This window comes from Nitrospira sp. (genome assembly GCA_029194535.1).
GTDB lineage: Bacteria > Nitrospirota > Nitrospiria > Nitrospirales > Nitrospiraceae > Nitrospira_C.
Map to the genome: position 1 here is coordinate 1,515,697 of JARFXR010000001.1, position 24,576 is coordinate 1,540,272.

Annotated in this window: 25 protein-coding genes; 18 read left to right on the forward strand and 7 right to left on the reverse strand. The window is 61.4% G+C overall.

Annotation, left to right across the window (positions count from 1 at the left end):
- Positions 1–253: 253 nt before the first annotated feature.
- The 4 genes from P0111_06855 to P0111_06870 all read right to left on the reverse strand — a co-directional run bounded on the left by P0111_06855 (position 254) and on the right by P0111_06870 (position 4,497).
- Positions 254–1,240 carry a multicopper oxidase domain-containing protein gene (locus P0111_06855; protein MDF0643734.1) on the reverse strand — a complete coding sequence of 329 codons (987 nt, stop codon included), beginning with the start codon at positions 1,238–1,240 and terminating at the stop codon, positions 254–256.
- A 138-nt stretch (positions 1,241–1,378) separates the two neighbouring features.
- Entirely contained in the window at positions 1,379–2,107 is a 729-nt protein-coding gene (locus P0111_06860) for a Crp/Fnr family transcriptional regulator (GenBank protein ID MDF0643735.1), read from the reverse strand.
- On the reverse strand, positions 2,076–3,941 hold the full coding sequence (locus P0111_06865) for a transketolase (protein ID MDF0643736.1): 1,866 nt from the start codon (positions 3,939–3,941) through the stop codon (positions 2,076–2,078). Before P0111_06865 ends, P0111_06860 begins: the two co-directional genes overlap by 32 nt.
- 154 nt (positions 3,942–4,095) lie before the next feature.
- Positions 4,096–4,497 carry a fibronectin type III domain-containing protein gene (locus tag P0111_06870; protein ID MDF0643737.1) on the reverse strand — a complete coding sequence of 134 codons (402 nt, stop codon included), beginning with the start codon at positions 4,495–4,497 and terminating at the stop codon, positions 4,096–4,098.
- A 450-nt stretch (positions 4,498–4,947) separates the two neighbouring features.
- Between P0111_06870 and P0111_06875 the strand changes: the two genes are divergently transcribed.
- The gene (locus P0111_06875) at positions 4,948–5,295 is read left to right on the forward strand and encodes a hypothetical protein (protein MDF0643738.1); all 348 of its coding nucleotides are present in this window, start codon (positions 4,948–4,950) and stop codon (positions 5,293–5,295) included.
- On the opposite strand, the gene P0111_06880 is transcribed toward P0111_06875, so the two are convergent.
- Positions 5,276–5,437 (reverse strand): hypothetical protein, encoded by a 162-nt coding sequence (locus P0111_06880; protein ID MDF0643739.1) that lies wholly within the window; start codon positions 5,435–5,437, stop codon positions 5,276–5,278. The genes P0111_06875 and P0111_06880 overlap by 20 nt on opposite strands.
- 25 nt (positions 5,438–5,462) lie before the next feature.
- Positions 5,463–5,897 carry an Rrf2 family transcriptional regulator gene (locus tag P0111_06885; GenBank protein ID MDF0643740.1) on the reverse strand — a complete coding sequence of 145 codons (435 nt, stop codon included), beginning with the start codon at positions 5,895–5,897 and terminating at the stop codon, positions 5,463–5,465.
- Positions 5,898–6,157: 260 nt separating this feature from the next.
- Between P0111_06885 and P0111_06890 the strand changes: the two genes are divergently transcribed.
- The 12 genes from P0111_06890 (at position 6,158) to P0111_06945 (ending at position 20,049) form a co-directional block, all read left to right on the forward strand.
- Entirely contained in the window at positions 6,158–7,069 is a 912-nt protein-coding gene (locus P0111_06890) for a glycine--tRNA ligase subunit alpha (GenBank protein ID MDF0643741.1), read from the forward strand.
- 10 nt (positions 7,070–7,079) lie between these two features.
- Positions 7,080–9,251, forward strand: coding sequence for a glycine--tRNA ligase subunit beta (glyS, locus tag P0111_06895; protein MDF0643742.1), 2,172 nt, complete (start codon positions 7,080–7,082; stop codon positions 9,249–9,251).
- Between the two features lie 27 nt (positions 9,252–9,278).
- Complete coding sequence (locus P0111_06900; GenBank protein ID MDF0643743.1) at positions 9,279–9,773, forward strand: hypothetical protein; 495 nt, start codon at positions 9,279–9,281, stop codon at positions 9,771–9,773.
- A gap of 38 nt (positions 9,774–9,811) precedes the next feature.
- The gene (gene ppdK, locus P0111_06905) at positions 9,812–12,613 is read left to right on the forward strand and encodes a pyruvate, phosphate dikinase (protein ID MDF0643744.1); all 2,802 of its coding nucleotides are present in this window, start codon (positions 9,812–9,814) and stop codon (positions 12,611–12,613) included.
- A 57-nt stretch (positions 12,614–12,670) separates the two neighbouring features.
- On the forward strand, positions 12,671–13,792 hold the full coding sequence (ribD, locus tag P0111_06910) for a bifunctional diaminohydroxyphosphoribosylaminopyrimidine deaminase/5-amino-6-(5-phosphoribosylamino)uracil reductase RibD (GenBank protein ID MDF0643745.1): 1,122 nt from the start codon (positions 12,671–12,673) through the stop codon (positions 13,790–13,792).
- The gene (locus tag P0111_06915) at positions 13,789–15,081 is read left to right on the forward strand and encodes a hypothetical protein (protein MDF0643746.1); all 1,293 of its coding nucleotides are present in this window, start codon (positions 13,789–13,791) and stop codon (positions 15,079–15,081) included. The genes ribD and P0111_06915 overlap by 4 nt, the downstream gene beginning before the upstream one ends.
- Positions 15,078–15,890, forward strand: a complete 813-nt coding sequence (locus P0111_06920; protein MDF0643747.1) for a hypothetical protein — start codon at positions 15,078–15,080, stop codon at positions 15,888–15,890. Before P0111_06915 ends, P0111_06920 begins: the two co-directional genes overlap by 4 nt.
- On the forward strand, positions 15,887–17,056 hold the full coding sequence (locus P0111_06925; protein MDF0643748.1) for an MFS transporter: 1,170 nt from the start codon (positions 15,887–15,889) through the stop codon (positions 17,054–17,056). Before P0111_06920 ends, P0111_06925 begins: the two co-directional genes overlap by 4 nt.
- 283 nt (positions 17,057–17,339) lie before the next feature.
- Positions 17,340–17,993, forward strand: a complete 654-nt coding sequence (locus tag P0111_06930; GenBank protein MDF0643749.1) for a riboflavin synthase — start codon at positions 17,340–17,342, stop codon at positions 17,991–17,993.
- A 71-nt stretch (positions 17,994–18,064) separates the two neighbouring features.
- Positions 18,065–18,790, forward strand: a complete 726-nt coding sequence (locus tag P0111_06935; GenBank protein ID MDF0643750.1) for an MBL fold metallo-hydrolase — start codon at positions 18,065–18,067, stop codon at positions 18,788–18,790.
- 391 nt (positions 18,791–19,181) lie between these two features.
- Positions 19,182–19,679, forward strand: a complete 498-nt coding sequence (locus P0111_06940; protein ID MDF0643751.1) for a GNAT family N-acetyltransferase — start codon at positions 19,182–19,184, stop codon at positions 19,677–19,679.
- Between the two features lie 145 nt (positions 19,680–19,824).
- Entirely contained in the window at positions 19,825–20,049 is a 225-nt protein-coding gene (locus P0111_06945; GenBank protein ID MDF0643752.1) for a DUF433 domain-containing protein, read from the forward strand.
- Here P0111_06945 and P0111_06950 read toward each other — a convergent pair.
- Positions 20,042–20,275, reverse strand: coding sequence for a hypothetical protein (locus P0111_06950; GenBank protein MDF0643753.1), 234 nt, complete (start codon positions 20,273–20,275; stop codon positions 20,042–20,044). The two genes, P0111_06945 and P0111_06950, sit on opposite strands and share 8 nt — an antisense overlap.
- Positions 20,276–20,473: 198 nt before the next feature.
- Between P0111_06950 and P0111_06955 the strand changes: the two genes are divergently transcribed.
- The 5 genes from P0111_06955 to P0111_06975 all read left to right on the forward strand — a co-directional run bounded on the left by P0111_06955 (position 20,474) and on the right by P0111_06975 (position 24,451).
- Positions 20,474–20,806, forward strand: a complete 333-nt coding sequence (locus P0111_06955) for a nucleotidyltransferase family protein (GenBank protein MDF0643754.1) — start codon at positions 20,474–20,476, stop codon at positions 20,804–20,806.
- 62 nt (positions 20,807–20,868) lie between these two features.
- Complete coding sequence (locus P0111_06960) at positions 20,869–21,141, forward strand: DUF86 domain-containing protein (protein MDF0643755.1); 273 nt, start codon at positions 20,869–20,871, stop codon at positions 21,139–21,141.
- Positions 21,142–21,403: 262 nt separating this feature from the next.
- Positions 21,404–22,396 (forward strand): urea transporter, encoded by a 993-nt coding sequence (locus P0111_06965; GenBank protein ID MDF0643756.1) that lies wholly within the window; start codon positions 21,404–21,406, stop codon positions 22,394–22,396.
- Between the two features lie 257 nt (positions 22,397–22,653).
- The gene (locus P0111_06970) at positions 22,654–23,562 is read left to right on the forward strand and encodes an AraC family transcriptional regulator (protein MDF0643757.1); all 909 of its coding nucleotides are present in this window, start codon (positions 22,654–22,656) and stop codon (positions 23,560–23,562) included.
- 133 nt (positions 23,563–23,695) lie between these two features.
- Entirely contained in the window at positions 23,696–24,451 is a 756-nt protein-coding gene (locus P0111_06975; GenBank protein ID MDF0643758.1) for an SDR family oxidoreductase, read from the forward strand.
- The last annotated feature ends 125 nt before the right edge of the window (positions 24,452–24,576 follow it).

Genomic DNA, 24,576 nt, shown 5'->3' on the forward strand with positions numbered 1-24,576 from the left:
GAGCGGAATGGATGCTCGCCCGTTGCCCCTGACACGCGGGACCGTCGAGTAGGAGGGCGATGCGTTCCAACGATGAGTGCGCAAAAGCGGGATGAGACGGATAGCTCGTAGTTCCGCCGATGCCAATGAGGAGAACGATGATGAGTGCAGACCTGAGACGCATGAGAGTTTACGGCCGGAGAGCCATGCCCGATACCATGCCCGATACAAGGGCCGACCGGCTCAGAAGGAGCCGGCCGGCCCGGTCGCCCTGCTATTGCACGGGAACAGGGGTAATTTCGGTTTGAGGTGTCGTGATCTTCCACGGCACCATCGGCATAAGCGGCTGCGGTTTGGCATCGGGGGATGCTACCAACACCGCAATGGCCCCGCGAAGCGCGCCGGTCAGGGAATGGGTGACCAATGGGTACGCGCCTTCAGATTCAACGACCACATCGAAGGTCGCAGCGCTACCCGGTCCCACCACATAAGTTTGAACGCCGGTGAGCTTGTTGGCCGGGTTGCCGCTCTCATAGACATTGTCCCAGATCTCGCCGATCGGGTGGAACGAGGAAAACTCGTTCGGTCCCGCATTGACGAAGTAGACGCGTACTCGCTCGCCGGGCTTCGCCTCCAGTTTTCCTCCGCCCGTGACGAAGGGATGGTACTTGAAGATGCCCCCGTTGAACATCAACCCGTCGTATTTCCGGTCGAACATCGCCTGCACGTCACCGGGGTTCTTAAAATGCTCCGATTGCATCAACACATATTCGCGATCGGCCTTGGGCCAGGCTTTGGCATTTTGAGGGTCCACGATGATCGCGCCGAACATGCCGCGGGCGATGTGCTGGATCATCGGCGGGGCGCCGCAGTGATAGAAGAACACGCCGGGCTTTTTGGCGACGAAGGTAAAGCTGATGGTTTCGCCGGCATTGACGGCTCGATAGTTCTTCAGAAAGTCGATCTCGGCTGCGTGAAAATCCATCGCGTGCGGGTTCTTGTTCTCGGCGGGGTTGGTCAGGGTGAACTTGATCGTATCGCCCTCGGTCACACGGACGACCGGCCCCGGCATCGTTCCGTTGAACGTCCAGGCGGCGTACTTCTCGCCGCTGCCCTCGATGACGACATCGGTTTCGACCGCCGTCATGGCCACCTCGTGTGTTTTCGCGCGGGCCTGGGTTGCATCGAACGATAGAGAAATCAGAAAACAGGTTCCCAACCCGACAAGGGTCAGAAACGAGCGGGAACGACGGATCTTCATCTGTACTGCCTCCTTCTTAGAAATGACATCCAGTGTGGGGTGATGAGTCGAAATGTGCGGCTAGGATACCGAAGGAGAGCGGAATAAAAACATGACATGCGTCATGTTTTAGGAAAAAACCCGTCCGATGCGTGGAAATCAGGCCGATGCAAACGCTTTGAGGCGGGCCGGATCGCGGATGACCAGCCGGTTGGCGGTGCCGGTCACCAGGCGGGCTTTCTTGAAGCGGCTCATGATGCGGATGGCCGTCTCGGTCGTGGTACCGATCATATCAGCCATGTCCTGGCGGGTAAGCCGCACGGCGAGTCTGATGCCCTGCGGGTCCCGGACGCCGCTGCGTTCGGCCAGGTCGAGCAGCAGGGCCGCCAGGCGTTGATCGGTCCGATCCAATGCGAGCAGCTTGGCTTTCTCCTGCGCCTCGTTGAGCCGCGCCCCCAGATACTTGATGACTTCGAGCGCGGCGGCCGGACTGCGCCGGAGCAGATCGAAATACGCGCTCTTCCTCATGCGGAGGACGCTCACGTTGCCCATCGGTCGTGCGGTGCCGGGATGGCACGCTCCGTCAAAGGCGGCGGCGTCGCAGCAGAACAGGTCTCCGGGCATCAGCATTTTCAACGTGCAGTCCTTGCCGCCGGGCGACGACTTGACGCACTTGACGACGCCTTCCTTGACGATGTGGAAATATTCGGTCGGATCGCCTTCGCGGAAGATGTATTCGTCCCTGCCGTAGCGGGCTTCGGACAGTTCGCCGAGCATGCGCAGGCGGTCGGTGTCGGACAGGATATTGAGCAGGGGGATGCGTGCGAGCCCCGGCGAGAGCGCAGAACCCTCTCCGCTACTTGATGATTTGTTTTGCCGCTTCGACAATAGAGCGCGCTCCTATGCCAAAGTGGTCGATCAGCTCTTCGGGTTTTCCGCTATGGGGGATGGCCCGAACCGCGAGCTTGTGCACCCGGATCCCTTCGGAGCCGACGGCGTCGAGCACCGCGTCGCCGAGTCCTCCGTGCGCGTAATGGTCTTCGACGGTCAGGATGCGTCCCTGCGCGGAGCGGGCGCAGTCCAACAGCGTGGTGCGGTCGATGGGAACGATGCTGTACAGATCCACCACGCGGACAGAGACGCCCGCCGCTTTCAATTGATCGTAGGCTTTGAGCGCTTCGAACAGCGTGACACCCGCCGCCACGATGGTCAGCGCGTCAGCTTGACTGTGACGCAGGACTTTGGATCCACCGATGGGAAAGCGCTCGTCCGGACCGTAGAGCACGGGCGATTTCGGCCGGCCCGCTCTGAGATAGACCATGCCTTTGTGGGCGGCCGCCGCCTCCACCAACCGATAGGTACTGGTGGCGTCCGACGGATAGAGGACGGTGACACCGGGCTGCGCGGCCAACATGGCGATGTCCTCCAGCCCCATCTGCGAAGGTCCGTCTTCGCCGATGCTGACTCCCACATGCGTGCCGACGAGTTTGATGTTCGAGCCGCTGATGGCCGCCATGCGGATGAAGTCATAGGCCCTGGTGAAAAAGGCGGCGAAGGTGGCGACGAAGGGAATCTTTCCGCAGGCGGCAAGTCCCGCCGCAGCGCCGAGCATGTTCTGCTCCGCGATAAAACTCTCGAAAAACCGGTCGGGAAATTTCTTGCCGAATTTTTCCGTATAGGTCGAATTCTTGACGTCCGCGTCCAACGCCACGACCTGTTGGTTGGCGGCACCGATCGCCTCGAGCGCGACGCCGAAGGCTTCCCGTGTCGCCGCCGAATCACCGATCTTATACGGAGGAGCCGGCACGGTTCCCGCGACTGCAGGGGCGGCCGAAGCGGGGATCGGCTTGGTGATGGCGATCTCGGCGCCGTTGGGCTTGAGTTGCTTCGTCAATTCCTCGATCGCCTTCTGCATGTCCTGGCCCTTCGGGATGGGCTTGCCGTGCCAGTTGGCGTGGTCCTCGATGAAGGAGATGCCCCGGCCCTTGAAGGTCTTGGCCAGAATCACCGTGGGCCTTCCTTTCGTCTCGGCTGCTTTCGAGAAGGCCTCCACGATGGCCTTGAGGTCATGCCCGTCGATCACCACCGCATGCCAGCCGAAACCGGACCAACGCGCGCGGTAGGCGTCCATGTCGTGCTGCAGCATCGTCGGATCGCTCTGCCCGAGACGGTTCACGTCCACGACGGCACAGAGGTTGTCCAAGCCGTACTGGCGCGCGATTTCCGCGGCTTCCCAGACGGAGCCTTCGACGGATTCTCCGTCCCCCATCAACACGTATGTGCGGCGGGTCAGTTTGTCGACGAACTTCGCATCGAGCGCGATACCCACGCCCACGGGAAGCCCTTGACCCAGCGAGCCGGTCGCCATGTCCACGAACGGCAGCCGTGGAGTCGGATGGCCTTCGAGATCGGACGTCAGGGTTCTCAGTTTGAGCAATTCAGCGGCGGGAAACAGACCCGCTTCGGCCCAGGCGGCGTACAGCAGCGGAGCGGCGTGTCCCTTGGACAGGACGAATCGGTCGCTGTTGGAAGCTTTGGGGTTCTTCGGATCATAGCGCATGACGTGAAAAAACAGGGCCGACACGATGTCCGCGGCGGAACAGCAACTCGACGGATGTCCGCTGCCGGCCTCGCTGGTCGCCCGAACGCTGTCGATCCGGAGCTTCGTGGCTTTGTTATGGAGCGTGGTGAGGAGGTCGGGCGTGAGGCTCAGGCTGGCCATTGCATCTCCTTTCGGGAAATCCGTTCGGAATTCCGCCGGACGCGTCTCGTGTCCATTCGCTCGCGCGCGGCGGCAAGAAGAGAAATCTCAGGCTAGCAAACCGGAGGCGGACGAGTCAATGAAGCCGAGGCCGAGTGTCTACTGCTCTCGATGATCATGCCGGTAACGCGGGAGTCACGGTCGACACTTCCTCGGAGCAGGACCCTTCAATTCCGTTGTACGAGCTGACGGAAAAATAATACCGTGTCTCGGGATGCAGATTGCCCACGGTTCCTTGTGGCTGCGACACGAAGAGCGACGTTTCATACCCACAAGACCCGCGCTGATTCGAGGACGAGCGTCCATAGTGAATGACGTATCCAGTGACGCTGGGATCCGGGACCGGATCCCAGGCCAGGGTGACGCTCAATGGAGAGACAGGTTCCACTGTGTCCGGGCCGGCAGCCGTATTTCCGTTGCCTTGCCCGCAGGCGCTCAGCGCAAAGGACATCAGCGACAGCAGCAGGGCATGAACGGGGCGAACGGAGAATCCGGATGTCGGGAGGAGCATGGTCATCGCAACCTCTCGTCGAGGCGGGGATGAAGCGCCCGTTTGAGCGAGACGAATCGCTCGTTCGGGAAAGGGTAGGCTAGCAAAGGATCCGGAGCGAGTCAATGAATCGGAAGGCATGGAAGCGGGTCAGTTTCCGTTTGCGTCATGCCCGCCCCCGATCGGTGTCGAGGGCAGGTTCCAGCGGGCATCCACTCCTCGTTCACGACTGAACGCTGAGAAGAAGGCCTTCACTGGATTCCCGCTTCCGCGGGAATGACAAACATCAGTGCGTTCGACGGCAACCAGACCCGCTACCGAACACAGCGTGTCGCCGGCGGCCGGCGGGGCGACCACCGTGGACTGGGCCTTGCGGTTTGACTCGCCGAACGATGCTCCGGTATAGAACATTTAATGGCGTCGTCCTCTTTTCGGACGACCGTCGCGATTCCATCAACCACATCAACGGGAGGTAAGATGATGATGCGAGGGACGATGTGTGCGATCGTGTTGGGAGGGGTGTTGGCCGTGAGCGGCGTTGCGTCGGCGGTGTTCGCGGGCGATGAGGACGGATCGAAAGTGACGATCACGGCGCCTGCGGACGGCGCGACTGTCGACGGAGCCTCCCTCGATCTCAAGTACGAGTTGGCGAAAGGTGTGAAGGCTCATCATGCCCATGTCTACCTCGATGGGCAGTATCAGAAGGGATTCAAGGGGACCTTCACCAATCTTCCGCCCGGCAAGCACGAGATCAAGGTTGTGGCCGCGACGGACGACCATAAGATGCTGGCGGCCGAATCCGTCGTCACGATCGAGGTGAAGTAGCAAGGGAGGGAGGCTCCCGGTCCCGGAAGAACCGGAACAACAGATAGTCGTTGATCAGGATTACGATCGTCAGAATGCCGTAGGTGGTCAGGGAGGAAGCCGGATCCAACTCCCTGAGCACCCGCGACAAGCCGAATCCCACCGCCACTCCGTCAAAAGCCCTATGGTCATCCGTTGCGTTGTCCGGACGAGAAGTCCTCGAGCGTGTAGTTGTCCAGGATGTCGGCGATCGCGTCGCGCACCGTGCCCATCACATGCTGAACCGGGCATTGCGCTTTTTCGGCGTAGGGACATTCGGAGCACTTCTGGTAGGCGGTCTTGCTGACGCAGCCGATGGGAGCCAGCGGACCATCGAGAATTCGAATGACCTGCCCCAGCGTGATTTGGCTCGGCGGCTTGATCAGCGCGTAGCCGCCGCGGATCCCGCGACGGCTGGACAGCAGGCCCGCGCGCTTCAGCGCCAGCAAAATCTGTTCGAGGAATTCCACGGGAATACCTTGGCGATCGGCGATTTCGTGGCGCTGCAATGGTTTGCTTCCGTTCGCCAACGTCAATTCGAGGAGGGCGCGTAGACCGTACTCGCTTTTCTTGGACAATTTCATCGTCGCTAGAAAGAAAGTGAGTTAATCAAGAATGGCAGAATAGGCCCAGGCCTTCGATCGAGTCAAGACGGAGACAGGCTTCCTCAGATCGTCTGGCTGCGGTATGCTTCGCAGAATTCCCTGAGGACAGCGCACACTGGAGGAATCGCGCAACTCATTGATGATAGAGGAGGTTTATTGACAGAACCGCTCGATTCTTGATAGCTTCCACACACGCGGCGTCGAGAAAATCCGTTATCCGCATCGGGGCGTGACTCTTCGTGACCTTCCAGGACCTCATCCTCACATTACACCGGTTTTGGGCCGATCAAGGCTGCGTGATTCATCAGCCGTATGATCTGGAGATGGGCGCCGGAACATTCCATCCGGCCACGTGTCTGCGTGCCCTCGGGCCGGAACCCTGGCAGGCGGCCTACGCGCAGCCATGCCGGCGACCCACCGACGGCCGATACGGAGAGAATCCCAATCGCCTCCAGCATTACTACCAGTATCAAGTGGTGCTCAAGCCGTCGCCGGACAATATCCAGGACCTCTATCTGGAGAGTCTGGCTCGCCTCGGGATCAATCCGAAACAGCACGACATCCGCTTCATCCAGGACGACTGGGAATCGCCGACGCTGGGAGCCTGGGGGCTCGGCTGGGAAGTCCGGCTGGACGGCATGGAGATCACGCAGTTCACCTACTTTCAGGAAATCGGCGGCATCGAACTCAGTCCGATCACGGGTGAGATCACGTACGGCACCGAACGCATCGCCATGTATTTGCAGCAAGTGAACAATGTCTACGATCTCGCGTGGACCGATCATATTCGATACGGCGACATTCATCATGAATCCGAGGTGCAGTTCTCGCGCTATAACTTCGAAGAAGGCGATGTGACGATGTTGACGGACTCGTTCCGCGCGTACGAAGCGGAGTGCAAGCGGTTGCTCGGTCGCTCGGACCGGCGGCTCGCGCTTCCGGCCTACGATTTCTGCATCAAGTCCTCCCATGTGTTCAACTTGCTCGACGCGCGCGGGGCGATCAGCGTGGCGGAACGGACGGGCTACATCGGGCGGGTGCGCGCGTTGGCCAGGCAGTGCGCCGAGCGGTATATAGAGGAGCGGGCCGCTATGGGCCATCCGCTCATCGAACGCCAGGCGAACACGGCCGGCTCTCGTGGCCGCAAGTAGGTCACGGCTGATGAAAAAACACGCGACACGCACTCCAGCTTCCAAAGCGCCTGCTCGCCGTGACGGCGGTGAACTGCTTCTGGAAATCGGCACGGAAGAGCTGCCCTATCAATTCATCGTCCCGGCCCTCGCGTCGCTCAAAGAACGGGCGGCGCTGGCCCTGACGGAGGCCCGCTTGTCCTATGGCGCCCTCCGCAGCTACGGGACGCCGCGACGGCTGGTGCTCATCGTCGATGCGTTGGCGCTCCGGCAGGCCTCGGTGGTCAAGGAGACCATGGGGCCGTCGAAGACGGTGGCCTTCGACGCCGGCGGGCAACCGACCAAAGCGGCCGTGGGCTTCGCGGCCGGCCAAGGCGTAGCGGTCGAATCGCTCCAGGTCCGTTCCACACCCAAAGGCGAATATGTGTTTGCGATCAAGCAGGATGCCGGAAGCGCCGCCAAGGCGGTCTTGCAGGAGCTGCTGCCGCAACTGGTCGACAGCCTGACGTTTCCGAAGGCCATGAAATGGAACGACAGCGGCGTTCGGTTTGCGCGACCGGTGCGCTGGCTCTTGGCGCTCTTCGCGGGCGCCGTCGTGCCGATTCAGATCGCAGGTCTCACGGCCGGGAACCGGACCTATGGCCATCGGGTGAAGGCGGGCAATCGCCCCATCACGGTGCGCGACGCCAGGTCGTATGAAACGGCGCTGGAGCGGGGCGGAGTGCTGGTTGATCCCGAACGGAGAAGAGCCCTGATTCAGTCGCAACTGGATCGGCTCTGCGCGACCGCCCACTTCGCGATGCAGGCCGATGAGTCGCTGCTCGACCAAGCGGTGTTCACCACCGAATGGCCGCAGGCCTTAATCGGCGGTTTCAAACCGGATTATCTCGCCGTGCCGTCCGACATTCTCATGACCTCAATGAAAGAACACCAGGGGTTTTTTTCGGTCAGGAATAAGGAAACTGGCGCTCTGGCTCCGCATTTCATCGCCGTGGCCAACACCCAGCTCAAAGACTTGTCGTTGATCCGAGCCGGTAACGAGCGCGTCCTGGCCGCCCGGCTGGCCGACGCAAAGTTCTTTTTCGATGAAGACCGAAAGACGACGCTCGAGGCGCGCGTGGCGAAGCTGGGAGGCGTGACGTTCCATCAAAAACTGGGAACGATGGGACAGAAGCAGGAGCGGGTCAGAAAACTGGCGGAAATTCTCGCCGGGCAAACCGCCCCCGGCGACGCCGAGTTGGCGCGGATCTGCGGTCGGGCCGGCGCCTTGTGCAAGGCCGATCTCCTGACGGGCATCGTCGGCGAGTTTCCCGAGCTGCAGGGGATCATGGGCGGAGAATATGCCCGTCACGACGGGGAGCCGGCCGCGGTGGCGCAGGCGGTTCGTGAACAATACTTGCCCAAGGCGCTCGAAGGGGAACTGCCAGGCTCGCTGCCAGGCCGGCTGCTGTCGATGGCCGACCGGCTCGATTCGATCGCCGCGTTTTTTCATGTGGGTCTCGTGCCGACCGGCTCGGAAGACCCCTTTGCGCTTCGCCGGCACGCGACGGCGGTCGTGCGCATCGTCCTGGAGGGCGGCCTCCGGCTTGATGTGCATCGTTCCATCGAGCAGGCCAGAGCCCTCGTCGTCGCGGAAGGCTTCAAAGGCGCGGCGGAATCCGATCAGCAGGGCCTGCGCCGGATCACCGACTTTCTGTTCGAGCGGGTGCGCCACTACGGCCGCACCGTACATCGCTTGCGCGACGATGTCATGGACGCGGTGCTGCGGGCGGTACCGGGGACCGTGCTCGACTTGCCGGATATTCTCCAGCGGATGCAGGCGCTTCAAGCCGTCACGCTCGAACCGGAGTTCGACCCGCTCATCGTCGGCTTCAAGCGCGCGTCCCGGATCGTCGAGAAAGAACGGTGGAGCAGGGAGCCGGTCAATCCGGCGCTGTTCAACCATCCGGCTGAAACGGAGCTGCACCGCCAGGCGGACGCGTGCCGAAAGGAATTCGAAGCCGAAATGGAGCAGGGACGATACGACCGGGCGCTGGGTCATCTCGTGCGGCTGAAGCCGGTCATCGACGCGTTTTTCGCGGGGGTCATGGTCAACGCCGAAGATCCCGCCATCCGCGGTAATCGTCTGTCGCTGCTGAAGACCGTCGATGACTTTTTCAAGTCGTTCGCAGACTTTTCGCGTATTATGGTACAAAGTGGGTAGTCGCGCCTGTGGTCCTGAGGGAGGGGGATGGAACGACCGTACCCCACAGCTGAGCCTGCGCCTCGGGATTCGCGCGTGGCGAAGGTGCGGCGCTATGCAATGCTCGTCACGCTCGGCATGATCGTGCTGTGCAACGGCATTCTGCTGTTCGGGGTCTGGGTCAGCGGCGTGAATCTCGACGAGTTGGTGAAGACTCCGGATCTCTTCAACGCGGCCAAGGATGTCTGTCTGCGGTTGACGTGGGAGCGGGTAGCCGGCGCGCCGGAACCGGTCCGGCTGTGCTCCGAATGGATCAATCTGGCCGATCCGTCAGGGGCACCGCACCGTTTGGCGAGCGACATCAAAGTGCGGCAAGGGCCGGACGGGCGGTACTACTTCGATCAAGGCATCCGACCTGATTTTCGGCTGTTGGCTCTCGCGCTGTTCGTCGGGGCCGTACTCTTGTTCGGCCTGTGGGTGAGGCGCTATCTTGTGAGCCGCTATCGGCTTCAACTGGAGATTGCCGCCCCGCGCAGTTCATGAATTCTCCACTGGTCGTGGAGCGGAAGGAGAGGGCACCCGTGGCAAAGAAATACGTGTATTACTTCGGGGACGGCAAAGCCGAGGGCACCTCGAACATGAAAGAGCTGCTCGGCGGAAAGGGCGCCGGATTGGCGGAGATGACCAATCTCGGCATCTCCGTCCCGCCCGGTTTTACGATTTCGACCGACGCCTGCGTCGAGTATTACAAGCTGGGGAAGAAATATCCGCCCGGCATGTGGGACGCCGCCTTGCAGTCCCTGAAGCGCGTCGAGCGGTCCATGGGTATGGGATTCGGCAATCCCGAGCGACCGTTGCTCGTGTCGGTGCGGTCCGGCGCGCGCGCGTCCATGCCCGGGATGATGGATACGGTCCTGAACGTCGGATTGACCACCAAGACCGTCGAAGGGTTGGCGGCCAAGACCCGCAACGACCGATTCGCCCAGGACAGTTACCGCCGGTTCGTCTCGATGTTCGGCAGCATCGTGATGGGGGTGCCGCGCGAACACTTCGAAGCGATTCTCAAGCATAAGAAGGCCGAAGTGGGGGTCGCGCACGAGACGCATCTGGACGCCAGGCATCTCCGAGAACTGGTCGCGAGCTTCAAGGCGCTGGTCAAGGAGGAAACCAAGAAGGATTTTCCGGACGAGCCGCTCGATCAATTGCGCATGGCCATCAGCGCCGTCTTCTCCTCCTGGTTCGGCGCGCGGGCCATCACCTATCGCCGGCTCTACAGCATCCCCGATTCATGGGGGACCGCCGTGAACGTCGTGGCGATGGTATTCGGCAACATGGGCGAAACGAGCGGCACCGGCGTCGCGTTCACCCGCAGCCCGAGTTCCGGCGAGAAGACGTTCTTCGGCGAGTGTCTGATGAACGCGCAGGGCGAAGATGTCGTGGCGGGAATCCGCACGCCGCTGCCCGTGAATGCGCTCGCGAAGAACGTGCCCGATGCCTATAAGGATCTCGAGCACACCTACAAGAAACTCGAAAAGCATTACCGCGACATGCTGGACCTGGAGTTCACGATCCAGGAAGGCAAGCTCTACATGCTGCAGACCCGCGTCGGGAAACGCACCGGAATCGCGGCCGTCAAGATCGCCGTCGATATGGTCAAGGAAGGGGCCATCACCAGGCAGGAAGCGGTTCAGCGGATCGGGCCGGACCAGCTCGCACAATATCTCTATCCGATTTTCGATACCAAAGAGGAATCCAAGGCCAATCCGCTCGGCAAGGGATTGCCGGCCGGACCCGGCGCCGCAGCCGGCAAGATTGCATTGACGCCGGATCGGGCCGTGGACATGAAAGCGGCTGGTAACCGCGTCGTGCTGGTCCGGCAGGAGACGAGCCCCGACGATATCCACGGGATGAATGCCGCGGCGGGGTTTCTGACCGCCCGCGGCGGGATGACCTCCCATGCGGCCGTCGTCGCGCGACAGATGGGCAAGGTCTGCGTGGCCGGGTGCGAATCGGTGGAAGTCCTGGACGCACAAACGGTGAAGATCGGTGCCAAGACGTTTCGCGAAGGGGATTATTTGTCGATCAACGGATCCACCGGCAACGTCTATGAAGGCGATATTCCGGTCGTCGAATCCGAAATCATCCAAGTCATTCAAGGCAAGCTCGATCCCAGAAAGTCGGACAAGTTCCAGCGATTCGCCACGATCCTCTCCTGGGCCGACAGCTTCCGGACGCTGCGCGTGCGTGCCAATGCCGATGTGCCGGAGCAGGCCAATATCGCGCGGGGATTCGGCGCCGAGGGCATCGGCTTGTGCCGCACGGAGCACATGTTTTTCGCGGAAGACCGCATCTCCATCATGCAGAAGATGATCCTGGCCCGAACGAAGGAAGAGCGGGAAAAGTTTCTCGATCAGCTCCTGCCGCTGCAGAAACAGGACTTCATCGGGCTGTATCGGGAGATGCAGGGATTTCCGGTGACCATCCGGCTGCTCGATCCTCCGCTGCATGAGTTTCTGCCGAAGCGGGAAGAGCTGATGGTCGAGATCGCGCAACTGGAATTGACCGGAGGCGATGCCGCTACGCTCGGGGAAAAGCGCCGGCTGCTCGCCCGCGTCGAAGAGCTGCACGAATTCAATCCCATGCTCGGGCTCCGCGGTTGCCGGTTGGGCATCACGATGCCTGAGATCACGCGGATGCAGGCCAGAGCCATCATGGAAGCCGCCTGCGAGCTGGCGAAGGAGGGCAAGAAGATTGTTCCAGAGATCATGATTCCGCTCGTCGGCATGGTCTCGGAAATGAAGTCTCAAAAGGATCTGGTCCGCGAAGTCGCGCAGGAGACCATGAAGCGGTACAACGTGAAGCTCTCCTATTTCGTCGGCACCATGATCGAGTTGCCTCGCGCCGCGGTGACGGCCGACCGCATCGCCGAAGAGGCGGAATTCTTTTCCTTCGGGACGAATGATTTGACGCAGACCACGTTCGGATTCTCGCGCGACGATGCGGCAAAATTCATCGACCACTATAAGACCGTCAACATCATGGACGCGGATCCCTTCGCCGTTCTCGATCGGGAGGGCGTCGGCTCGCTGATGAAGCAGGCGATTGCTGCCGGCAGGAAGACCCGTCCCGCGATCAAGTTGGGTATCTGCGGAGAACACGGAGGCGATCCGAGCTCCGTCGAGTTCTGCCATGAGCTGGGCCTGGATTATGTCAGTTGCTCGCCCTATCGGGTGCCGATCGCCCGGCTCGCCGCGGCGCACGCCGCGTTGGCCGAGGCCGATGCGAAGAAGGCCGCCAGATCATCGGCTTCCTCGAGCCCGAAACCAAAGCCAGCCGCGCGATCCGCGCGCCGTTCGCCTGCGGCTCGCAAGAAGAAGCGCTGATCGGTTGCATGGTTAAGCGGAGGGACCGCCCGATTCACCTGCGCATCTTCGTGAACCATGCGAGTTGATCCCAAAGACGACGACCGGTACATGTCCCATGCGCTTCGCCTGGCGGAGAAGGGTCGGGGAACAACCAGCCCCAACCCCATGGCCGGGGCGGTGGTCGTCAGGCAGGGCCGCATCGTGGGCCGCGGATTCCATCTCCGTCCCGGCTTGCCCCACGCGGAAATTCTGGCTCTCCTCGAGGCGGGACCCTTATCCGAAGGGGCCGACCTCTACATCACCCTGGAACCCTGCTGTCATACCAAGAAACGTACGCCGCCCTGCGTACCGGCAGTGCTCGACTCACACCTGCGGCGCGTGGTCGTCGCGATGACCGATCCGAATCCCTTGGTCGACGGCAAAGGCGTCGCCGCGCTCCGGCGGGCCGGTCTTCCGGTCACGGTTGGCGTGAAGGAGCGCGAGGCCCAAGCGCTGAACCGAACCTACAGCCACTGGGTCACGTCGAAGCGGCCTTATGTGATTTTGAAGGCGGGGATGACCTTGGACGGACAGATTGCGACGGCGGCGGGCCGGTCCCGATGGATCACCGGCCTGCCGTCTCGCAGAGACGCGCACCGGCTGCGCGCGCAGGTCGATGCCGTACTGGTGGGAGTGGGCACGGTGCTGAAGGACGATCCGTCGTTGATCGCCAGGACCGGCGCACGCCTGGCGAGGCCTGCCGACAGGCAGCCGCTGCGCATCGTCGTCGACAGTATCCTCCGGGTGCCGCCGGGCGCGCACGTGCTGATGGAGCAGGAAACCGCCAAGACCCTTGTGGCGACGACAGGGGCCGCGTCGGCGTCCCGCCGCCGCGCGCTCGAGCAGCTCGGAATCGAGACCCTCACCCTGCCCGCAGCCGGCAAACGGGTGTCGCTTCCTTCATTGCTGAGGACTCTGGGTCATCGCGGTATCACGTCGGTGCTCGTCGAAGGCGGCGGCGAGATCAATGCGTCGCTGCTTCGCGGGAAGCTCATCGATCATGTATGCTTGTATGTCGCGCCGTTGTTGCTGGGCGGCGCCGACGCCAAAGGGCTCATCGGAGGTCAAGGACCGGCACGGCTCGTCTCGGCGACGGGATTGCGCGACATGAAGGTTCGATCTCTGGGCAATGATTTTCTGGTCGAAGGAGAGTTGTGATCCGGTGGATGCTCGCGCTGATCGTTCTCACCGCGTTCAGCTTCCTCACCGCCCCCGGCCTGCGGAGTGAGCCGGCGTCCCGTGTCGCGGATGCCGACGCGCTCGCCCCGCTGATCTTCCGATATCTGGACTCCCAGGACACCGATGAAGCGGAGCGACTGCTGCCGACGATCGTGGCCAACCCGGAGGCCTCGATTGAGACCGTCATGCAGATCATCCAAACGGAATACCCGTACTCATCACAGCCGATCGGCACCCTGCCGGATGAGCAGGTCGTCGTCGACGACCGATCCTACCAGCTCGCGCTGTCCATCCCGCTCACCTATCAACCGTCCAAGGGTTACGCGTTGGTGGTGTGTCTACACGGCGCGGGGTTCACGGGCGAGGCCTATCTTGAGCGATGGCGGGCCCGTTTGGAGGATGAATATCTCTTGGCCTGTCCGACGTATCCGGGTGGCGCTTGGTTCACCAAACGCGCCGAGACGCTCGTTCTGGCCTCCATCAAGCAGGTGCGGCGTCGCTACCACGTCGATCCGGATCGGATTTTCCTCACCGGCATGTCGAACGGCGGTATCGGCACCTGGCTGATCGGGATGCATCATGCGCCGCTCTTCGCCGGCATCGCTCCGATGGCGAGTGGACTGGATCAGGTCCTGATGCCGTTTCTGGCGAATCTCCGCAACACCCCCGTGTATATGATCCACGGCGAAAAGGATCAGGTCATGCCGGTGGAGCTGAGCCGGTCCATCTCGCGTGAGCTGACGGCGCTGGGTTATCCGCACGTGTATCGGGAACATCAGGGCGAGCATCCGGTGGCCGGCGGCCACTACTTTCCGCGCGAGGAACTCCCTGAACTGTCGGCCTGGCTCAATCGCCAGCGCCGTGATCCGCTGCCCGCGAGACTGACGGTCGTGCGCGAGGCCAGCCACTTTCAGCCGTTCGATTGGGTGCGGGTCGACGCGACCGATCCCATCGCGGCCTTCGCCGACGATCTGGTCAGTAAACGTGACGAGGCGATCCGTCGGCGAGAGTACGCCAAGCTCGACGCGACCATCGTCGCGCCGGATCGTATCGAGGTGACGACGGAGCGGGTGCGGCGCTACAGCCTGTTTCTCAACGGAAGCATGATCGATGTCTCGAAGCCGCTGACGGTCTTGACCAACGGCACGGTGTCGTTCGAGGGACTCGTGACTCCCTCGGTGGAGCACGTGCTGCGGCAAATGCGGCTGCGCGACGACCCACGGCAGCTCTTCTCCGTCCACCTCACGATCTCGGCGCAGGCGCCATGAGGTCCGCACCGCCCGGCGCGGCTCCGCTCCTCGCCGCGGTCGTGATCGGCACGGTGGCGTGCTGGCCGGCCGGGCCTGCCCGGTCGGAGGCCTGTGCTGTACCGGCCGAACATGCCGGGCTGACGTTTCCCGTCGACAAGGTCGATGCCGCTTGGATCTGCCGGTTGCAACCGGTCGTCGGCGACTATACGACGGCCAACAAGATCGGTCCCGTGCGGACGGCGCTGACGGAAGCGCTCTACACCTATCTGCTCGATCGCCCGCCGACGGCGGCGGCGCTGATCAATCGTCTGGATCTAGGGCTCTACAAGGCGGACACTCGAGGGCCCGGCTTGTACTGGGGCAATGACGGGGAGGGGACCGAAGGCCTCGTCCACCTCATCTATCATGACCGCACGTCGCGGATTTATTTTCTCGAAGGAACCCACCACAGCCGGCTCTTGCCAAGCCTGACCGGTAAGGCCGTCGTGCTGCTCAGAATGAACGCCGTGCGGGAGCCGGAGGGAACCCAGTCGATGGACACGACGCTGGTCTCCTACACGAGAGTCGACAATCGTTTCGTGGCGGGACTCCTGTCACTCTTGCGGCCGCTCATCGGCGGCACGGTGGAGCGGAAGTTGGTGAAGGGGCTGCAGACCGTCAATCGCCTCGGGCTGGAAATGCGCCGGCATCCGGATCGAGTCTTGTTCGAAGCCATGGATCCCCCGGCCTTGGACGCCGCCGATATCGCTTTCTTGCGGCAGGCCTTGGCCGATCTGGAACAGCTGCCGGCGGCTTCGCGCGGCGGGCGTGATCGGATGATTCCATGACCTCCGCGCGCAGCTTCCTCCTGATCTGCACGGTCGGCGTGCTCTGTTTCATCAGCTACAACATGGTGCGCATGCCGGTCCTGGCGCTGTTCGCCGAATCGCTCGGCGCCGGCCCAGAGCGGATCGGATTGATCGTGTCGGTATCGACCTTGACGGGCGTGCTGTTGAAGCTGCCGTCGGGCGCGCTGTCCGACATGTACGGACGAACGATGCTGCTGCGGATCGGCGTCGTGGCGTTCGGCCTGCCTCCGTTCCTGTACCCGTTCATCACGGATCTGAATGCCTTGACGGCCTTGCGGTTCGTGCACGGCCTCGCAACGGCGATCTTTGCGCCGAGCGCCTTGGCGACCGTCGCCGAACTCTACCGGGAACGCCGCGGGGCCGCACTCGGCACCTATACGGCCTGCACGCAGTCCGGCGCCTTGCTGGGCCCCTTCATCGGAGGCTATCTCGTGTACGCGGCCGGATTTTCCGCCTCGTTCGTGACCGCCGGCCTGTTCGGATGCGCCGCGATCGTGCTCTTCTACAGCCTGCGGCTGAACGTGGCGCCGCCGCGCATGCAGGGGAAGGGGTTTTCGGCGATCACAGCGGAAATATGGAAGGGTTTTACGGTGGTCGCGAAGAACAAGAAGGTTCTGATCACGAGTTCCACGGACGCGGCCAAGATGATCGCCAACGGCGCCTTGATGGCCTTTTTGCCGTTGTACGGCCTGTCGGTGGGACTGAATGCCGGAGACGTCGGACTCCTTTTCAGTGTTCAGGCCTTCACGTCATTCTTTTCCAAGCCGATCATGGGGCGGGTATCCGACCGTGCCGGACGGCAGCCGCTCATCATATTGGGATTGATGATCTGCGCCGGCACATTCATCTGCATCCCGCACGTGTCCATGTTTTTGCTGCTGCTGGTGCTGTCCGCCGGGTTCGGGTTCGGGGAGGCGGTCGTCTCGTCGTCGTCCTCGGCGCTCGTGGCGGACAGTTCGGAGTTCAAGACGCTGGGAACGGGCATGGGCATGCAGGGCACGATCATGGACATCGGACACGCGAGCGGGCCGCTCCTGGCCGGCATCCTGATCGCCGCGATGAGCTATGCCGGCGCCTTTGCCGTCATCGCAGGCCTGCAACTCGCCGCCGCGGCGACGTTTTGGTTCACCATGAGACGGATGTAGCCCCGGTGCTATAATGCCCGGCTCATGAAGGACGTGGCGACAGAAAACCTCGTGATCGGCGTGTTGGCGTCGATCGGCGTGGTCGTGTTGATTGTGCTCTTCGTGTACGTCGTCAAACAGGTATTCAGCAAGAAAGGGGAATAAGCTCCATGTCTCTGCTTCTTCAGGATACTCAAAATGGCCTCCGTCAAGGCCGTGGCGAGCGGCTAGCCGAGGCGTACCGTTTCTAGGCACGTCGAAGGTCGGCGAGAAGCGAGAAGGAAGCCGTTTTCAATATCCTGTTATGTTTACCGGGATCGTCGAAGAAATGGGCGCGATACGGTCCGTCGACAAGACGCTCGCCGGGACGCGAATGACGATTCTTGCGACGACGGTCATGAGCGACCTCAAGGTCGGGGACAGCGTGAGCGTGAACGGCGCCTGCTTGACGGTGGCGGAACGGGATCAGGCTTGGTTTGCGGTAGAGGTCTCGCCGGAAACGCTTTCGGTCACGGCGCTCGGCCGCCTCGGGGCGGGCACTCCGGTGAATCTAGAGCGGGCCATGAAGCTGAACGAACGCATCGGCGGGCACCTCGTGGCAGGCCACGTGGACGGGGTCGGCAGGATTCGCAGCCGCCGTCACGACGCCAACGCCGTCGTGGTGACCATCGACATGCCGCCGGACGTGTTGCGTTATTGCGTACTGAAAGGCTCGATCACGGTCGACGGCGTCAGTCTGACGATCAACGACGTAACCGACCAGACCATATCGGTCGCGATCATTCCGCACACCGCCAAGGTGACCACGCTCGGGCTCAAGCAGGTCGACGATCCGGTGAACCTTGAATCCGATCTCATCGGCAGGTATGTCGAGCGCCTGCTCCAGGACCGGAGCCAGTTGTCGAAGCCGACGCCCGCCATCGACAAGGACTATCTGAAAAAACGCGGGCTAATATGAGGGATGGCCCGGATGGTCCACGTGCGCCGACCTCTTGCGTGCACGAGACGGGAAGGAGCAAGGAGACCGAAATGACGATCACGAACAAGCAATCCGGGACCAATATTCAGGAAGTTGCGGACGGGATCTACCGCATCAGTACGCCGGTGATCATGTCGGGCAGCGGCTTTTCATTCAACCAGTATCTCATCGTGGACGACGAGCCACTGATTTTTCACACAGGGCCGCGGAAGCTGTTTCCGCTCGTGCACGAGGCGGTTACACGCGTGCTTCCGCCCCCACGACTTCGTCACATTGCCTTCTCACACGTCGAGGCTGACGAGTGCGGATCGCTCAATGAGTGGCTGGCCGCCGCCCCGCGGTCCGCGCCCCTATGCGGAACCGTTGCGGCGCTGGTCTCCATCAACGACCTTGCGGACCGACCGCCTCGAGCGCTCGCTGACGGCGAGTTGCTCTCACTGGGAAAACACTCCGTCCGGTGGTTTGACACCCCTCACCTGCCGCACGCGTGGGAATGCGGCTTCCTAATGGAAGAAACGACCGGGACGCTTCTGTGCGGTGACCTCTTCACTCAGGGCGGCGCCGACAATCCGGCCATGACCGAGTCGGACATCCTCGGGCCGAGCGAGGCGTTCCGCCACGGAATGGACTATTTCTCGCATACAAAGCATGCGCGCCACATGCTGGAGCGATTGGCGTCCACTCGCCCAACAACACTCGCCTGCATGCACGGCAGCGCATGGCGCGGCGACGGCGCGAAGCTCTTGCGCGCGCTGGCTGCTGCGATCTGTATGTGAACGGGCTGGAACAAAGGGACGGCGGGAGCAAAGGGGTCGGGAGTCTTTTCTAGACCGCTCGTCGGCATTTAAGACTCCCGACCCTTTTCGTCGGCCGCACGTTCACGAAACGATTCTACATCGAACCGTCAAGGACGTCGGCACTACCATGAGGGATGCCCACGTGTTGAACAAAGGCGGCCACGGGGTGAGGAGTCCGGTCGATGGTCTATGAACCGTCTTATACAGACTGTATACGACGAGTATCCGCAAGCGGTAATGGAGCGGAACTTGCCCTCGTTGCAAGTGCTTAAGGCTGGCATGCGGTGCGTACCTGCCGGTTTAGGCAGATGTGGACACGCTGCCGTAACGGGATTATACAGTCTGTCCAAACATTGTTAGGCACCCATAGATGTCAGTACCGTTCATTCTTCGAGACTTTCAACCCACCGACGCTGGGGCAGTAGACGCGCTCGTGCTGAGCGCGTTCCATCAGTACCGCGATGCGTATTCAGACTGGCCCGCCTTCTCCTCGCGTCTGGGGCAAATGGTGCAGAACGCTCAACACAGCGAGATTATTGTGGCGGAGCGCGACGGAGTCGTTGTCGGTGCGGTCGCTTATGTTGGAGCGAGTCAGCCCAAGCCGTCCTTTTATCCGGCTGAGTGGCCGATGCTGCGCATGCTGGTTGCTGACCCCTCAGCGAGGGCTCTTGGCATCGGTCGAGCACTCTCTGAGGAGGCTGTCCGCCGCGCGGTCCGAGACGAAGCGCCGCTCATTGCGCTGCACACCAGTCCCATCATGAAAGTTGCGCTTCCACTATACGAGCGCATGGGCTTTCGCTTGGAGCGCGACATTGCGCCCATCTTTGGGGTTCCGTATGCGCTCTATGTCAAACCATTGGGCGCCTAACAACGCGCTCCTGCGGGACGGCCGCTGCGCGGCCGCCCCTGAGCGCGGGCGATGGGCCGGCGCTCGCCGCTCAGCCGCCGCTCCGTTAGTCACCAAACCTCGATCCGGTGTATAATCCACCGGACAGCTACCTCGGAATCATGCCATGACCTCGAAGACCGCCGTTAGTCACAGCGACCCAGAGATCCTCGGCGGAACTCCGGTATTCGTGGGGACTCGCGTGCCCACTCGGACGCTCTTCGACTATCTCGAAGGTGGCGAGACACTCGACGAGTTTCTTCACCAGTTCCCTTCGGTCAAGCGTGAGCAGGCCCTAGCCGCGCTGGAGATGGCCCGCGATTCACTCCTGGCCGATGCGCGTCCTACTTGACGAGAACATCCCCGTGGACTTGGCCGGCCTCTTGAGCGGCCATGACGCCCAGACTGTCGCCGGGCTTGGTTGGGATGGTGTCAAGAACGGTGAACTTTTGCGTCGGATGCAGGGTACATTCGACGCACTCGTCACGATGGACAGGAACCTCCCGCACCAGCAGAACCTTGCCGGCCAGCCCTTCGGCATCGTCCTCATTGAGGCACCTTCGAACCGAATGGTTCACCTTCGACCGTTGGTGTTCGAGATTCTTAGGGCCCTCGGCGGCATCGGCCCCGGCGAACTCCGACGCGTGGGTGCCTAACCCGCCGCTGGAGTTGACCAGCGCATGAACGACCGTCCGGTCCGACTGCGTACGATGGCCGCGTTCGCGGCTCTGCCGCCGCTCCGCTAGCCCTTCTGCCTCGCGTCAGTCGGATGTTTCATGTATATTCTCCGCATGAGCAAAATGTCCCTCACCCGTGACGAGGCGTTCCGGCAGCTCCAAACGGCCGAGCCCGAGGTTCGGCGGCTCAGTGTTCGTCGGTTGGCGCTCTTCGGATCCGTGCGTCGCAACGAGGCTCGCCCCGACAGTGATGTTGATGTGCTTGTCGAGTTCGTTCCGACAGAGAAGACGTTCGATCGCTTCATGGCGTTGGCGGATCTGCTCGAAGACACTTTAGAGCATCGGGTTGAAGTGGTCACCACTGAGTCCCTCTCGCCTTTTATTGGGCCGCACATCTTGGCCGAGGCAACGGATGTCCTTCGAGCCGCGTGACTACCTGCGGCATATTCTCGTGGAAGTCGAGTGCCTCCTTAATCAGAGTCAGCCTCCGACCTATGAGCGTTTCGCAGCGGATGACACGTTGCGGCGTGCGTTCGTGCGCAGCTTGGAAATTATCGAAAATTATCGGCGATGCGGTGAAGAACCTGCCCGATGAGTTCCGGGCATCGCATCCTGAGGGTGAGTGGCGTCCGATTGCTCAGATGCGCGACCGCTTGTTCCATGGTTACTTTGGGGTGGACTATCAGCTGGTAGGGGATATGGTGTGCGAGAAACTGCCAGAACTGAAACGTAGCATCCAGCGGATCATTGATTCACAACAGGCCTGACCATCGGGTTGAGAAGGACACGGCACGCCCCGCCTCTCACCCGCCACGTGAGCCGTAATAGCCGGCAAGGAGAGGCCGCGTCTCACCCTGTGCACATAAGAGCGAGATGGCAGTGATTGCCGCAACGACGTTCGGCGTAGAGGTGACGGCGTGATTCTGGAGAGGAATGGCATGCTCGCCTCCCACCGTGCGAAGGGCACAGGTCTGTATCTTGAGCATCAACTACCGGACGCGCAGACCAGCCACAGGGGATTCTGACGGTATGGCCGCGCGATTCTCTTCGACAGGTCTCATCATAGAAGGCCAGGGTGTTTCGCAGTCTCTGTTGGGGTTTCTTGACTGCGTACTGCGCGGCATCGGGCAGGTAATGCTACAGAACAACAGCTATACCGGTCTGCTCTTCGTCATAGGAGTTTGTTACAGCTCCCTGCTGTTCGGGGCCGCCCTTCTGCTCGGCAGTGCAGTGAGCACGGCCACCGCGATGCTGTTGGGCGTTGATCGCAGGCTGGTCCGGGCAGGGCTCTTCGGCTTCAACGGCGGGCTCGTGGGCATCGCCTTGCTCTACTTCCTGCAACCGAATGTGTTGACTTGGGGCTGCGTCGGTTTTGCGGCGGCGTGCTCGACCATCGCGATGGCGGCACTGCTTTCCCTGCTGGATGGCTGGAAAATCCCCGCACTCACAGCGCCATTTGTCTTCATCTCCCTCTGTTTCTTCCTGGCGACAGCGCGTTTTGGGCGACTCCAGACCACGGGTCTCCTCCCGACGGCCGGGCTGCCCAAGACGGTGGCGGTCGAGGGAGTCGTCACCGCGTCGTCGGTCGTCGAAGGCCTCTTCAACGGTCTTGCTCAGGTCTTTTTTCAGGAAAGCATCGTCACCGGCATGCTATTTGCGGCTGGTCTGTTCATCGCGTCAAGGGTGGCCTGTGCTGCTGCGCTGTCGGGTTCCCTGAGCGGGCTGCTCGTGGCTTGGGGCATGGGTGCCGCTGAACCTGCGATCCGCTCGGGTGCGTTCGGATTCAACAGCGTGCTGGTCGCAGTCGCCTTGGGCAGCGTCTTCTTTGTGCCGGGAAGCGCATCGCTCGCCTATGCGCTGCTGGCGACGATCGCCACTCCCTTTGTGTTCGCGGCATTTTCCGCTGCACTGCAGCCGCTGGGCATGCCTGCGCTGACGCTTCCCTTCGTGCTCGTCACATGGCTGTTGTTGTCCGCGAGCGAGCGCGTTCCAAAGCTTCGAGCGGCAAGAGTCGCGGGCTGAATGACCAGCCCGCCGGATGATCTCGGTAGTGACCGCTCGGGGAGAGATGAGCGTTTCTACCAATAGAATCAAACCGGTCTATTGCAGGAAATTACTATGAGCCGATCAACCCAAGATCTATCAGGCAGTTCCGACCAACCTCTCCGCAACTTTATCGATGAAGCCGTGGTCATCCAAGAGAATGACGCACTCGCGGGCCGTGACCTTGAGCGTGTGGGCCTCCCACCGGGTATAATCGCACGAGGAGAGATCGATACATGCCGAGTCGTATTACAAACAGAGTGGAGTCGGTCACGTCCATGCATCCGGCACGCTCGCTCATCAAGTCACATCTCAAGAATCTGTCTGGAAGCGGCACATTGCTGGAGGGCATCATTGTCGAGCGTGACTTGGAGCAGCCGAATTCAGGCGTCTACCGCCCAAGCCATCAGGCTCCCAGGCATATCATCGTCCTCCATTCTGCCTATCCCGCAACGCTGACATGGCGATTCGATGGTCGATCTCAGGAAGCGTTCTTCTCCGGTGGGGAAGCCATTATCAACCCAGCCGGCTTGTTCATTGCGCCTCGTTGGAGCGCGGCCGTCGAATTGCTCTTGATGGCAATTCAACCGGGCTTCATGAATCGCATCGCCAAAGAGATGGGATCTCGCGAGCCGGTGGAACTCACGCCGCGATTTCATTTCCGTGACGCGTTGCTGGAACAGCTCGCTCGAACATTGGTGATGGAGTTCGAACAACCCTCGCCGCCTGATCGCGTCTATGCCGACTCACTGGCCCATACCCTTATTGTCCATCTCATCAAAAAATATTCCAAGACGCGGGTTCGCCCGCAACTGTCCAGACACGGTCTCCCCCAGAGACGTCTTTCGCAGGTAGTGGAGTACATTCACGGGCATCTGAGCGACGATTTAAGCCTGAGGGGGATTGCGGATATAGCCGGTATGAGCCCGTCCTATTTCTTGACCATGTTTAAACGATCGACCGGACTCGCACCCCATCAATACGTCATTGCGAAACGGATCGAGCGAGCGAGAGCATTATTGACCGAGACCAGATTATCCATCGCCGATATCGCCGATCAGGCCGGATTTGCGGACCAAAGCCATCTCACGCGGATGATGAGACGACATACCGGACTGACTCCCAGCCGAATACGGAGCAGTTGAATCCGATCGGTCCGAAAAAGACATTCCAATCACAGTTGTTGCGTTCAAGACAGAGCCGGGCCTGCATTCGTAAAATGTTTCGTAATGTGCTCCGTCATCGAGACGGAGGATCGAGTTGCTGAAGGAGGAAAGTATGGCGACGCAATCTTTGCAGGGGAAAGTGGTGGTGGTAGGGGCGGGGGCCAAGAATCTTGGCGGACTCATCAGTCGCGAGTTCGGGAAGGGCGGGGCCAAGATCGTAGTGCATTACAACAGCCACGCGACCAAACCGGAAGCCGAGTCCACCGTGCAAGCCATTAAATCCTTGGGCAGCGAAGCCTATGCTACCCAGGGAGACCTGACTAAGCCGGTCAATGTTGCCGCGCTGTTCGAGCAAGCCAAAAAACATTTCGGCGGCGTCGACATTGCGATCAACACGGTGGGCAAGGTGCTGCGCAAACCCATCGTTGACACCACCGAGGAGGAGTACGACTCCATGTTCGACATCAACGCCAAAGCCGCCTACTTCTTCATCAAGGAAGCCGGCAAGCATCTCAATGACCACGGCAAAATCATCACCATCGTGACCTCGCTGTTGGCGGCGTTCACCGACGGCTATTCCACTTATGCCGGCGGCAAGGCGCCGGTGGAACATTTCACTCGTGCGGCGGCCAAGGAATTCGGGCCCCGCGGCATCTCAGTCACGGCCGTCGGTCCCGGTCCTATGGATACCCCGTTTTTCTACGGGCAGGAAACGCCCCAGCGCGTGGCCTACCACAAATCGCAGGCCTTGAACGGTGACTTGACGAAGGTCGAAGACATCGTTCCAATCGTCAAATTTTTGGCCACCGAAGGATGGTGGATCACCGGACAGACGATATTTGCCAACGGCGGGTATACTACGAGATAGACCGAGAGCCGGTAGTTCCTGTACGCCATTTGTCATGGCGACGCATGACGATGCGTTGGCCACAGCAGCGAAAGCGAGCGGGTTGCCGGTCATAGGCTCGTGAACGCTTCCTCTTTTCTTTGACA

What these genes read in the sequence shown, in the direction of transcription:
- P0111_06855 (MDF0643734.1), bottom strand. Translation starts at nt 1,240, where the DNA reads ATGAAGATCCGTCGTTCCCGCTCGTTTCTGACCCTTGTCGGGTTGGGA.
- P0111_06865 (MDF0643736.1), bottom strand. Translation starts at nt 3,941, where the DNA reads ATGGCCAGCCTGAGCCTCACGCCCGACCTCCTCACCACGCTCCATAAC.
- P0111_06870 (MDF0643737.1), bottom strand. Translation starts at nt 4,497, where the DNA reads ATGACCATGCTCCTCCCGACATCCGGATTCTCCGTTCGCCCCGTTCAT.
- P0111_06875 (MDF0643738.1), top strand. Translation starts at nt 4,948, where the DNA reads ATGATGATGCGAGGGACGATGTGTGCGATCGTGTTGGGAGGGGTGTTG.
- P0111_06885 (MDF0643740.1), bottom strand. Translation starts at nt 5,897, where the DNA reads ATGAAATTGTCCAAGAAAAGCGAGTACGGTCTACGCGCCCTCCTCGAA.
- glyS (MDF0643742.1), top strand. Translation starts at nt 7,080, where the DNA reads ATGAAAAAACACGCGACACGCACTCCAGCTTCCAAAGCGCCTGCTCGC.
- P0111_06900 (MDF0643743.1), top strand. Translation starts at nt 9,279, where the DNA reads ATGGAACGACCGTACCCCACAGCTGAGCCTGCGCCTCGGGATTCGCGC.
- ribD (MDF0643745.1), top strand. Translation starts at nt 12,671, where the DNA reads ATGCGAGTTGATCCCAAAGACGACGACCGGTACATGTCCCATGCGCTT.
- P0111_06920 (MDF0643747.1), top strand. Translation starts at nt 15,078, where the DNA reads ATGAGGTCCGCACCGCCCGGCGCGGCTCCGCTCCTCGCCGCGGTCGTG.
- P0111_06925 (MDF0643748.1), top strand. Translation starts at nt 15,887, where the DNA reads ATGACCTCCGCGCGCAGCTTCCTCCTGATCTGCACGGTCGGCGTGCTC.
- P0111_06930 (MDF0643749.1), top strand. Translation starts at nt 17,340, where the DNA reads ATGTTTACCGGGATCGTCGAAGAAATGGGCGCGATACGGTCCGTCGAC.
- P0111_06935 (MDF0643750.1), top strand. Translation starts at nt 18,065, where the DNA reads ATGACGATCACGAACAAGCAATCCGGGACCAATATTCAGGAAGTTGCG.
- P0111_06940 (MDF0643751.1), top strand. Translation starts at nt 19,182, where the DNA reads ATGTCAGTACCGTTCATTCTTCGAGACTTTCAACCCACCGACGCTGGG.
- P0111_06945 (MDF0643752.1), top strand. Translation starts at nt 19,825, where the DNA reads ATGACCTCGAAGACCGCCGTTAGTCACAGCGACCCAGAGATCCTCGGC.
- P0111_06955 (MDF0643754.1), top strand. Translation starts at nt 20,474, where the DNA reads ATGTATATTCTCCGCATGAGCAAAATGTCCCTCACCCGTGACGAGGCG.
- P0111_06960 (MDF0643755.1), top strand. Translation starts at nt 20,869, where the DNA reads ATGAGCGTTTCGCAGCGGATGACACGTTGCGGCGTGCGTTCGTGCGCA.
- P0111_06965 (MDF0643756.1), top strand. Translation starts at nt 21,404, where the DNA reads ATGGCCGCGCGATTCTCTTCGACAGGTCTCATCATAGAAGGCCAGGGT.
- P0111_06970 (MDF0643757.1), top strand. Translation starts at nt 22,654, where the DNA reads ATGCCGAGTCGTATTACAAACAGAGTGGAGTCGGTCACGTCCATGCAT.
- P0111_06975 (MDF0643758.1), top strand. Translation starts at nt 23,696, where the DNA reads ATGGCGACGCAATCTTTGCAGGGGAAAGTGGTGGTGGTAGGGGCGGGG.